This is a genomic window from Shewanella morhuae (assembly GCF_003028295.1).
GTDB classification, from domain to species: Bacteria; Pseudomonadota; Gammaproteobacteria; order Enterobacterales; family Shewanellaceae; genus Shewanella; species Shewanella morhuae.
This window is the reverse complement of the sequence record NZ_PYSG01000002.1, coordinates 165,375-176,654: the sequence shown is the minus strand read 5'-3', so window position 1 is coordinate 176,654 and position 11,280 is coordinate 165,375. Positions and strand designations below refer to the sequence as shown.

General features: G+C 43.3%; 13 protein-coding genes. 2 read left to right on the top strand and 11 right to left on the bottom strand.

All coding sequences use genetic code 11. The features are described from left to right. Positions 1–69: 69 nt before the first annotated feature. Genes rplI through rpsF form a run of 4 tightly spaced genes read right to left on the bottom strand, consistent with a single transcriptional unit; the run spans position 70 to position 1,509 of the window. Entirely contained in the window at positions 70–522 is a 453-nt protein-coding gene (gene rplI / locus C9I43_RS01325; RefSeq protein ID WP_076502001.1) for a 50S ribosomal protein L9, read from the bottom strand. A 37-nt stretch (positions 523–559) separates the two neighbouring features. Continuing rightward, a complete protein-coding gene (gene rpsR / locus C9I43_RS01320) occupies positions 560–787 on the bottom strand; it encodes a 30S ribosomal protein S18 (protein WP_006083042.1) in 228 nt (75 codons plus the stop codon). A 12-nt stretch (positions 788–799) separates the two neighbouring features. Further along, on the bottom strand, positions 800–1,105 hold the full coding sequence (gene priB, locus C9I43_RS01315) for a primosomal replication protein N (RefSeq protein ID WP_076502004.1): 306 nt from the start codon (positions 1,103–1,105) through the stop codon (positions 800–802). 8 nt (positions 1,106–1,113) lie between these two features. Further along, positions 1,114–1,509: a 30S ribosomal protein S6 gene (gene rpsF, locus C9I43_RS01310; RefSeq protein WP_076502007.1), complete on the bottom strand. Its 396-nt coding sequence runs from the start codon at positions 1,507–1,509 to the stop codon at positions 1,114–1,116. A 213-nt stretch (positions 1,510–1,722) separates the two neighbouring features. On the opposite strand from rpsF, the gene C9I43_RS01305 reads away from it, so the two are divergent. Then, the gene (locus C9I43_RS01305; RefSeq protein ID WP_107881613.1) at positions 1,723–2,466 is read left to right on the top strand and encodes a DUF481 domain-containing protein; all 744 of its coding nucleotides are present in this window, start codon (positions 1,723–1,725) and stop codon (positions 2,464–2,466) included. Positions 2,467–2,687: 221 nt separating this feature from the next. Further along, positions 2,688–4,121, top strand: coding sequence for an MFS transporter (locus C9I43_RS01300; RefSeq protein WP_107881611.1), 1,434 nt, complete (start codon positions 2,688–2,690; stop codon positions 4,119–4,121). Between the two features lie 89 nt (positions 4,122–4,210). On the opposite strand, the gene rlmB is transcribed toward C9I43_RS01300, so the two are convergent. The 7 genes from rlmB to zapE all read right to left on the bottom strand — a co-directional run bounded on the left by rlmB (position 4,211) and on the right by zapE (position 11,217). Beyond that, on the bottom strand, positions 4,211–4,951 hold the full coding sequence (gene rlmB, locus C9I43_RS01295) for a 23S rRNA (guanosine(2251)-2'-O)-methyltransferase RlmB (RefSeq protein WP_107881609.1): 741 nt from the start codon (positions 4,949–4,951) through the stop codon (positions 4,211–4,213). Continuing rightward, a complete protein-coding gene (rnr, locus tag C9I43_RS01290; protein WP_107881607.1) occupies positions 4,952–7,423 on the bottom strand; it encodes a ribonuclease R in 2,472 nt (823 codons plus the stop codon). 54 nt (positions 7,424–7,477) lie between these two features. Then, entirely contained in the window at positions 7,478–8,119 is a 642-nt protein-coding gene (motX, locus tag C9I43_RS01285; protein ID WP_083948263.1) for a flagellar protein MotX, read from the bottom strand. A 529-nt stretch (positions 8,120–8,648) separates the two neighbouring features. Further along, a complete protein-coding gene (locus C9I43_RS01280; RefSeq protein WP_107881605.1) occupies positions 8,649–8,837 on the bottom strand; it encodes a DUF2065 domain-containing protein in 189 nt (62 codons plus the stop codon). Between the two features lie 140 nt (positions 8,838–8,977). Continuing rightward, positions 8,978–9,370 (bottom strand): 30S ribosomal protein S9, encoded by a 393-nt coding sequence (rpsI, locus tag C9I43_RS01275; RefSeq protein ID WP_076502026.1) that lies wholly within the window; start codon positions 9,368–9,370, stop codon positions 8,978–8,980. A gap of 15 nt (positions 9,371–9,385) precedes the next feature. After that, positions 9,386–9,814, bottom strand: a complete 429-nt coding sequence (rplM, locus tag C9I43_RS01270; protein ID WP_076502029.1) for a 50S ribosomal protein L13 — start codon at positions 9,812–9,814, stop codon at positions 9,386–9,388. 290 nt (positions 9,815–10,104) lie between these two features. Then, entirely contained in the window at positions 10,105–11,217 is a 1,113-nt protein-coding gene (zapE, locus tag C9I43_RS01265) for a cell division protein ZapE (protein ID WP_107881603.1), read from the bottom strand. Between the last annotated feature and the right edge of the window lie 63 nt (positions 11,218–11,280).

The following is an 11,280-nucleotide window of genomic DNA, read 5'->3' as shown; positions in this document are numbered from 1 at the left end:
GAGGTTAAATTTCAGGCATAAAAAAACACCGCCTAAGCGGTGCTTCTTAATGTATAAAGCGAGTTGTAATTAAGCTTCTGCAACCACAGAAACTTTAACAAAAGCTTTAACTTCAGTGTGTAACTGAACTTCAACTTCGAAGTCGCCAGTAGTACGCAAAGCGCCTAATGGTAAACGAACTTCTGATTTAGCTAGTTGAACACCAGCAGCAGTCACTGCATCAGCGATGTCACGGTTGCCAACTGAACCAAACAGTTTGCCTTCATCACCCGCTTTAGAAGCGATAACAACAGCTTCTAATGCAGCAATTTTCTCAGCACGTTGGTTAGCAGCAGCTAAGTCAGCAGCTAATTTAGCTTCTAATTCAGCGCGACGAGCTTCAAATACTTCAGTATTTGCAGCATTTGCAACTACCGCTTTACCGTAAGGTAAAAGGAAGTTACGAGCATAACCGGCTTTAACTGAAACTTGGTCGCCTAAGCTACCTAAGTTTGCAACTTTATCTAGTAAAATAACATTCATTATCAAATCCTCTATATTCGATTAGGAATACTGCAAATTACTGATGTAAATCAGTATATGGCAGTAGAGAAAGATAACGAGCACGCTTGATAGCGCGAGCTAGTTGGCGCTGATATTTAGCACTAGTACCAGTGATACGGCTTGGAACAATTTTGCCGCTTTCAGTGATGTAGTTCTTTAAAGTAACGATATCTTTGTAATCAATCTCTGCAACACCTTCAGCGGTGAAACGGCAGAACTTGCGACGACGGAAATAACGTGCCATGTTGACAGTCTCCTAAGTTTTCAATTCGACATTTTCGGCATGGATGACTAAGCGATTTTGACCATTACGCCCCTGTTGAAGCGTCATAAAGCCTTTCACTTGCACTTCCACACCTGCTTTCAGATCATCTGCCACGCTTTCAAAGCGTGGGCCACTCAATATCACTTGAATTTGTACGTAGACGTTGCGGAGCATATCTGCTTCATAACGCTGCGATTTGTGTTCCAACATCATTACACTGTGTGCAATACCTGCTGGGCTTTTAAAGCGTCTTGAACGAGTTATCGTTCCAGATAACACCAAGTTATTGGTGGTCACAGATTACCTTACTCAGCGTGTTCTTCAGCGTGAGCTTCATCATATGAGCGTTCGCCAGCTGGGCCACGACGTGAATCGCGCTCATCTCTAGCTTTAGCCATCGGAGATGCTTCAGTAACGGCAACTTTAGTACGCATTACCATGTTACGCAGAACTGCGTCGTTGAAACGGAAAGCTGTTTCTAGCTCTTCGATCGTCTCTGCTTTGGCTTCAACGTTCATTAGAACGTAGTGAGCTTTATGCAGATCAAGGATTGGGTAAGCCAGTTGACGACGACCCCAATCTTCTAAACGGTGAATTGTGCCGTTAGCTTCGGTGATAACACCTGTGTAACGCTCAATCATACCTGGTACTTGTTCACTTTGATCTGGGTGAACCATAAATACGATTTCGTAATGACGCATTTATTGCTCCTTACGGTTATGTAGCCTCGGTATTGGCTCAGTCAGACCAAATGGAGGCAAGGAACGAAAAATAGTGACTGATTTGAGCGCGAGATAGTACAGAAAGCAAGCCAGAAATTCAAGCAATAACTTTGCCTCGCTAATCAATACAGGTATGATGGCGCCTCACCTATATTTGAGCATCTGAAATCTGCTAATCAAGAATTAAACATAATGCTAAAAGTTATCATACTAATCAGTTTATTTTTCCTTTCATTACCTGCGCTTGCGCTTGTTCCTCCAGACTATCAAGAGCCGCCCAGTGATTTTACAGCCGAAATCGAAGCGGGTTTACAACTCAATACTGGCAATAATGAATCCAGTAGTTTTAATGGCCGTACTCAGCTGATTTACGATACTGAACGAACCAAGCAAGAGGCCATATTAAAAGCCTATTTTGCCTCTGAGAAAACCCAAACCACATCCGAAAAATACGAACTACAATTGCAATCGAATTATAAACTCACTAAGGGTTATATTTTCGGTCGCGGTGATTTTACTTGGGATCAATTTGGTAGTTACACACAAATATCAACACTTTCTAGTGGTTACGGTTTTAATGCCATCAGTAGTTATAAAACCAAACTAAGCCTCGAAGTCGGCCCCGGTTACCGATATAACATGCCCGCTGAATCAATTGATGTTCCTGATCCTGATGCTGAAAAAGATGTCATTTTACGTACAGCGGCTAAGTTCTCTCAAAAACTACAGGAATATAGCAGCCTAAATGCGGATCTGACTGCTGAAGTTGGCGAGAACAATAATACCCTCACCTTAGACATGAGCTACAAAAATCTCGTATTCCAAGATTGGGCATTTAAAATCGGAATGAACATCAAATATACTGAAATCGTTCCTGATGGCAGCCAACAAACAGACACTATTACCACTTTTAACCTGCTTTATACCTTTAGATAAGTTCACTCTTACTAACATATCTTTTATAACGCAGTTTATGAATTTCCAATTTTTAAAATAGACTGTAGTACGCCTACGTTACCTCACCGCATTTTAATAAAATTTCACCTAAAAATGGGAAGTGAGTCAAAGCTTACCAACAACTTGTAACACAACTTAAACACTAACCCCTGATATACTCACTCCACGTTGTTATTTTTATAGTGTTTTCGGAGTTGTAAATGACTAATCCGCTGCGCACTTTTGCCTCTTTATATAGCACGACTTTATTAATGGTATTGGCCGGTGGCTTACTCACAACCTATCTTGGCCTTAGACTTTCTGTGATGCATGTGCCACAAATATGGATTGGCGGCATGATGTCAGCCTACTATATTGGTCTTGTTGCGGGCTCTAAGATAGGTCATAAGCTTATTGCTCAAGTGGGCCACATTCGTGCCTTTGTCGCCAGTGCAGGGATAGTCGCAGCCTCAGCTTTAGGCCACGCTTTAGTAGATGAACTAACTATTTGGCTGCTGCTACGGCTGATTGTCGGCATGGGTATGATGTGCCAATACATGGTGTTGGAAAGTTGGCTTAATGAGCAAGCCGAGAATAGCCAACGGGGTACCGTATTTGCCAGTTATATGATTGTTTCTTACTTTGGCTTAATCTTGGGCCAAGGCGCCATTAGTATCTTCCCAGAATTAGGTTTAGAACCGCTATTGCTTATCGCTATTTGCTTTTCACTCTGTATCGTACCAATTTCACTCACCCGCCGCCTTCACCCCGCACCTTTGGTGCCGGCACCGCTTAAAATTGCCCATTATTGGAAAAAAGCACCGCAAGCACTCACTACCATAGCAATTGGCAGCATGATAGTCGGTTCTTTTTATGGTCTCGCGCCCGCCTATGCAAGTAACTTGGGCTTACCACCAGAAAAAGTTGCCACCTATATGACAGCAACAATTTTAGCAGGCTTACTGGCGCAATGGCCGATGGGAAAGCTATCTGACATTATGTCTCGCAGTCGCCTTATTCGTATCAACTGTGTACTACTCGGTATCTTAGCCTTGGCGATCTGCCTGATCCCCTATCACCCTGTTATATCGCTAGTAATGACTTTTCTCTTTGGTATTTTAGGCTTTACTTTTTATCCACTTGCTACTGCACTCGCTAACTCACGCGTCGAACAAAATGAACGGGTAGGTTTATCAGCCACCATTCTATTAACCTTTGGCTTAGGTGCCAGTATCGGCCCACTCATCGCCTCAACGTTAATGCAATGGCTGGGCAACAGCATGTTATATGGCTTCATGTCGGCCTGTACCTTAATACTGTTAATTCGTTTACATTATTTACACTCAAAGCAAATAATTGAAACCAACGTGACCCAAGATTATATTATGGCGACCGGTGATTTAGTCTCCTCACCACTGGCAGCCGCACTCGATCCACGAGTTGATGTTGAGTCGATTCAAGAACATATGACACCATCGTTTAATGCTGATGAGGACGAATATGATTTAGGGGCTGATGGCGTCGATGATGACGCAATTGAGAGTAATGAAGAGCAACTCATCTTTTGTTTCGATACTTGGCAGACTGATGAAGACGTTACTCAAGCTGATGGCACTGAAAATAATCAAGTTAACGTAGCAAAAGCCTTTAGTTAAATAATACTCATAAAAAAACGGCTTAACTGTATTTACAGCTAAGCCGTTTCTGATTACCGCAAGCATGGTATCACTGCGTAGTTTAAATGTTAGCTACGACGCTGACGCACAGCTTCAAATAGACAAACACCCGTAGCTACCGATACGTTCAAGCTAGACACACTGCCCGCCATCGGAATTGAAATCAGCGAATCGCATGACTCACGACTTAAACGGCGCAGCCCTTTATCTTCGGCGCCCATAGCAATCGCTAGCGGTCCTTTAAGATCGGCTTGATACAGTTCGCAATCGGCTTCACCAGCAGTCCCCACAATCCACACACCTTTATCTTGTAGGTGGCGCATAGTGCGCGCTAAGTTAGTGACTTGAAATAACGGTACAGTTTCTGCTGCGCCGCAGGCCACTTTACTCACAGTGGCAGTTAAGCCAACAGAGTTATCCTTAGGTACAATAATACCTTGTACACCGGCTGCATCAGCATTACGTAAGCAAGCACCGAGGTTATGGGGATCCGTCACGCCATCCAAAATCAACAGGAAAGGTTGCTCAGTATTAGCAAGCAGCACATCCAAATCTTGCTCATTTAACACTTTAGCGGCTTTGACGCGCGCCACAATACCTTGATGTTGGCTGCTTTCAGCTTTGTCATCTAAAACCTTACGTGACGCCAACTGAATTGTTGTCCCGAATGATTTGGCCTCATTAGCCAATGCCGTTAAACGCTCATCATCGCGACCTTGTAACAGCCATAATTCAATAATGCGCTCAGGACTGTGCTTTAACAGGGCTTCAACGGCATGGATCCCAAAAATAATATCTTGTTTTTTCATTTATTTCTTTCTCGTGCTCCGCTTAGCGGCTTTGGGCTTGGTAGCCGGATCTTTTTCTACTGTTTTCTGAGCTTTGGGCGCTGCTTTAGCCTTAGTACTCGTTTTAGCTTTAGACTTAGCACTCGTTGTAGTACTAGCCTTAGGTTTGGCTTTGCCTGCTTCAGTCTTAGCTGTAGATGTCGCGATTTTGTTCGTTTTGCCTTGCTTAGCACCTTCGCGATTAACGCGTTCACGGGCTGTCATTGGCTTATCACGGCTAGCTGACGCTTTACGCTTGCTACCTTTACCATCATCACCCAACATGACTAAGTCAATCTGTCTGTCATCGAGATTAACTGCGGCGACTTTCACCGTCACAGGATCGCCAACTTGATAAACTTGCTTAGTATGCTCGCCAATAAGACGTTGGCGCATAGAGTCAAACTGATAGTAATCGCTGCCTAGGCTTGAAATATGCACTAAACCATCGATAAACAATTCATTTAAACGCACGAACAAACCAAAACTGGTGACTGATGCAATCACTGCTTCAAAAGTATCGCCAACATGATCTTGCATAAACTCGCACTTCAGCCAATCACTGACATCACGAGTCGCTTCATCAGCACGACGTTCAGTGGTTGAACACTCTTCACCTAGTTTTTCGAGCTCATCAAGTTGATAATGGTAGCCACCATCCTGCGTCCACTTCTCAGTAGTTTCACCCTGCTCTTTTACCAGTAAATAACGGATCACTCTATGTAAGACTAAGTCCGGATAGCGGCGAATAGGCGATGTAAAATGCGCGTATTCTTCTAGTGCTAAACCAAAATGACCTTCGTTATCAGGGGTGTAAATGGCTTGGCGCATAGAACGCAGCAACATCACTTGGATAAGCTCAGCATCAGGGCGTTCGGCAATTTGTAACATTAAATTTTGATAATCTGATGGTGTCGGTTCTAAACCGCCCCCCATAGTTAAACCACGCTCAGCAAGGAACTCTTTAAAGTTTGCCAGCTTTTGCTCAGAGGGCGCTTCATGCACGCGGTACAGCACTTCACCTTTATGTTTTTTGACAAACTTAGCCGCCGAAACGTTGGCTAAAATCATGCATTCTTCAATAATTTTATGGGCTTGATTACGACCGCGCGGTACGATTTTTTCAATCTTACGTTGCTCGTTAAAAATGAACTGCGTTTCCATAGTTTCAAACGCAATCGCACCACGTTCAGCCCTTTGTTCATCAAGTGCTAAATACAAAGATTGTAAACATTGCAGATGCGGGAATAGGACTTCATGCTCAGGCGCAATTGGGCCACCTTCTAACATATCCGCGACTTGGGTGTAAGTGAAGCGAGCGTGTGAATACATCACTGCCGGATAAAACTTATAGCCCGATAACTTACCTTTAGCAGACACTGTCATCTCAGCGACCATACATAAACGATCGACGTGAGGATTTAGCGAACATAGGCCGTTAGAGATTTTCTCCGGCAGCATAGGGATCACTTGCGATGGGAAATACACCGAGTTACCGCGAGCACGTGCTTCTGTATCTAAAACAGAGTCGGTACGTACATAGTAACTTACGTCAGCAATCGCAACCCATAAACGCCAGCCACCACCAACCTTTTTCTCTGCATACACGGCATCGTCAAAATCGCGGGCATCTTCACCATCAATAGTCACTAAAGGTAGATGGCGTAAATCGACTCGCCCCACCCTATCTGCATCAGTTACTTCATCGGGAATGCGGCGCAGTTTTTTCTCGATTGCCGGGGACCAAGTATGCGGTAAGTCATAGTTGCGCAGGGCGATTTCAATTTCCATCCCCGGCGCCATTTGCTTACCGAGTACTTCTGTCACTTTGCCTGCAGCTTTAACGAAACGACCTGGGCGACGGGTTAACTCCACCACCACAACATCGCCCTGACGAGCGCCGTTACGATCTTCATTCGCGACTAAAATTTCTTGAGTAATACGCTTATCGTCAGCAATCACAAATGCCATGCCGCTATCAACATGATAACGACCGACAATTGCAGCGCTTCGCGGCTGGATCAATCTAACTAAACGCGCTTCACGACGGCCACGGCGATCTGTGCCTGCCTTTTGTGCCAGCACTTTATCACCGTGAAAGTACATCAACATATCGCGGTTTGAAATAAATAAGTCATCACCACCTTCGTCGGGTTTGAAAAAGCCAAAGCCTTCTCTGTGCCCGATAACAGTGCCGGAGATCAGATCCATCTTCTCAGGCAAGCCATAGCTCTGCCCGCGAGTAAATACCAACTCGCCATCGCGTTCCATCGCACGTAGGCGACGACGCAGGGCTTCAAGAGGTTCTTCCTCATGAATGTTTAATGCCGCAGCAATGCTGTCACGAGTGATGGGTGATTTCTGAGAACGTAAGTAATCGATAATATACTCACGGCTTGGGATAGGGTTTTCGTACTTATCCTGTTCACGCTCAAAATGAGGGTCTTTGATCATTCAATATCCAAATAATGTGTCTCTATATTGAGAGACAACTTAACGGCTTAACAACTATTCTTGCTGGGCCCGCGCCACTGCACTAGGGGGCATTTTAGCTGCTAACGCCTTCAGTAAAGACAAGGCTTTTTTCTGTGTCGCCTCGTCCGTAAATACATCGTTATATAACCAGTGATAGGCCATTTCATAATCCCTAGAACTACCATCACCTTCACTGAATAAACGCACTAACGTCATGCGAGCAGTTAAATCACCACTTGCAGCTGCAGGCAGTAAATAATGTACTGCCCTATCTTTATTGCGGATGACAAATTTCCCGCTCTGATAATACTCAGCAAGCTTTAACATCGCTTCTGAGCTACCTTGTTCGGCCGAGTCACGCAACAAAGCAATACCCTTTGCAGGATTGGCTTTTACACAGGTCCCATGGTTGAGCATTTCGCCCCATAGAAACTGATATAAAGGCTGTTTTAAGACTTGGGCTCGCGCCTCAATGTCTTGGACTAGCTGGCAATCATCCTGTTTCACTTTTGCTAAGTATTGATTGCTACGGATCAAATCAAGCAATTGATCTTGGCTATAAATATCCACCGCTTCAGTTTGTGCAAAACATACTGAAGAGATTAAAGGTAATAGCGCGACCAGTGCTGTACGTAGCATAACAACTCTCAATGACAATAGGATGAATACATACATCGGCAGTATAACCTATTTCTTGAGCTTGAGCTGGATTTCTAACCGTTGAATTAAACAGAGAAAAGCGTATATCTTCGTAGTAAAGGCTAAGAATCACTGCTTTAATTGAGCGAACTCACTAAAATCATGATTTAGTTACGATGGGAATTCATCGAGATAATGTCGATTAGTATTTCTAATAAGGCTACAAGACGCTTGATGACTGTAGATGGCTATAATTAATTGATCTTGCAATAAAATCTGACTCGTATCAGCCTAATATAAACTAATAAACGGGCATAATCTATTCATAACCTTCAGCAACAAAGCTGCATTTTAGAAATAGTGCAGCGATATGTTATCGCTAACAACCATTCCATCTTCAAGACATCCAATATATCTTATTTAGTCAATCAGGGGTCACTAACACTGTTAATGTGAGCTAAGCGTTAGATTAAATGGAGCGCCGACTCGCAAAACGCCAAAGGTATCTTCTATTAGTAGGTTAGCCTAATGCCAATTCTGCCAATCACTTTATTGTCGTAGACTTTTACGTGAAAATAATAAACATGACGATGCCTACTGTCACTAAAATGCCTCCAAACCGCTGAATAACATGCTGATTTTGCTGAGAGAGCTCATTTAAATAACGTCGCCATTTATTAGGGAATAACAGTGGCCCAGCTCCTTCTAAAATCAATACAAGTGCTACTGCCAGCATAAAAACCTGGAAAGTCATATTCACCCCAAACTCAATCGTAGAATACAAAAACAAGAGTATCCCAGTACATTTAATCGCAAGAGCATAATGGTAATATTATAAAATTTAGCCAATAAAAAACCCAGCAAAGCTGGGTTTTTTGATATTCCAAAAACGAATTAACGCTTAGAGAATTGTGGCTTACGACGTGCTTTACGTAGACCCACTTTCTTACGCTCAACTTTACGAGCGTCACGGGTAACGAAACCAGCAGAACGTAGTGATGGACGCAGAGCTTCATCTAATTGCATCAGAGCACGGGTAATACCGTGACGGATTGCGCCTGCTTGGCCAGTAGTACCACCGCCTTTAACAGTTACATAGATGTCCAGCTTGTCAGTCATTTCAACTAACTCTAATGGTTGACGAACAACCATACGAGCAGTTTCACGACCAAAATACTGATCCAAAGGACGTTGATTTACAACGATGTTGCCACTTCCTGCTTTAACGAAAACGCGAGCAGTAGATGTTTTTCGACGGCCAGTGCCGTAATACTGAGTTGCAGCCATTTGCTTAAATCCCGTTTAGATATCAAGAACTTGAGGTTGTTGTGCAGTGTGGTTATGTTCTGCGCCAGCGTAAACTTTTAGTTTACGGAACATGGCACGGCCCAAAGGACCTTTTGGTAACATACCCTTAACTGCTTTCTCGATGATCATTTCTGGCTTTTGCGCTTGCAGCTTTTCAAAGCTGATTTGCTTAATGCCACCAGGGAAGCCTGAATGCGAGTAGTACGTTTTGCCTTTCGCTTTGTTACCAGTTACAGTCACTTTTTGAGCATTAACAACGATGATATAATCACCGGTATCAACGTGTGGCGTGTATTCTGGCTTATGCTTACCGCGTAAACGGATAGCGATTTCAGTTGCGATACGACCTAAAGTTTTGCCGTCTGCATCAACGACGAACCAGTCACGAGTTACGGTTTCTGGTGTAGCAGTAAAAGTCTTCATTATTACAAAAACCCAAAGTTAATTTTCTGTCTCACATGTTATCTGCGCTTGCAAATAACACAAAATTGCCTTTTAGCACCCCTTCGAGCACTGACTTCGGCTTACAACTTCCGCCCAATTGGCGGAGTAACGTGGGCAGGCTGCGGAGTATAGACAAAGCTGAGTTAAAAATCACCTGATATTTTGAGAAAAACAATAAAACATCAAGCTATATAGCTAGTCATCCTGGGGATTAACCCGCTGCGGGTGATTTACAGCGGGCATTAAAGTTAAACAGTGAGTTTGAGCGGCTAAGGTAGGTGCTCTGTTTTTAAATAATCGTGGGATTGCATTTCAATCAAACGTGAGCAACAACGCTTAAACTCAAAGCTCAATAAACCATCGTTGTAGATATCTTCAAGTGGTACTTGGGCCGATATAATCAGTTTCACGTTACGCTCGTAAAACTCATCTACCATCGCTAAAAAACGTCTGGCGATATCATCGCCCGTTAAAAATGCGCCCATTTGCTCTACACCGCTGACGAGTACAGTATGGTACTGCTGCGCCAATTCCATATAATCGCGCTGGCTACGAGGGCCATCACACAATGCTCTAAAATCAACCAGTAACACCCCTTGTGCTTGCTGACGAATATTAATGCAGCGTCCATCGATTTGAATATCCGTTGTCAACACTTCTAATTCTGGTGCTAACTGGCTGAAATAACGTAATAGATTAGCATCCGCATCAGCATCTAATGGGTAATGATAAATCTCAGCTTGCTCAAGCGTTCGCAATCGATAATCAATACCAGAATCTACGTTTAACACTTCACAATGCTGATTAATTAATGCTATCGCAGGTAAAAAACGCACCCGCTGCAATCCATTTTTATAGAGATCGTCAGGAATAATATTAGAGGTTGCAACAAGCACAACGCCTTCTTTAAATAACGCTTGAAACAGCGTTCCTAATAACATGGCATCGGTAATGTCTGAGACAAAAAACTCATCAAAACAGATAACTTTATATTCAGCTGCCATTTTTTTTGCGATGACTAATAAAGGATCGCGCACGCCTTTTAATTCATCCAAATCATGATGTAACTGATGCATAAAACGATGAAAATGCGCGCGCAATTTTTGACCACTAGGCAAAGCATCAAAAAACGTATCCATTAAATACGTTTTACCACGGCCAACACCGCCCCAAAGATAGAGTCCTTTCGGTGCTGCTGGTGCTGATTTAAGACCCAAAGCGGTAAAAAATTTTCCAAGACCTGGATTAGGCGTAGCCGAGGTGGTTAAATCTTCAAAAACACGTTGTAAAGCTTTAACTGCAATTTCTTGAGCCGGATCATGGGAAAAACCATCACGGGTGAGATCTTTTTGATAATGTTGCCAAGGGCTTAACTGAGGCACTTTTTGATTCTCTATATGTCCGTTATTAAAACTAGCACAATATTAACACGGCAAATGTCACGC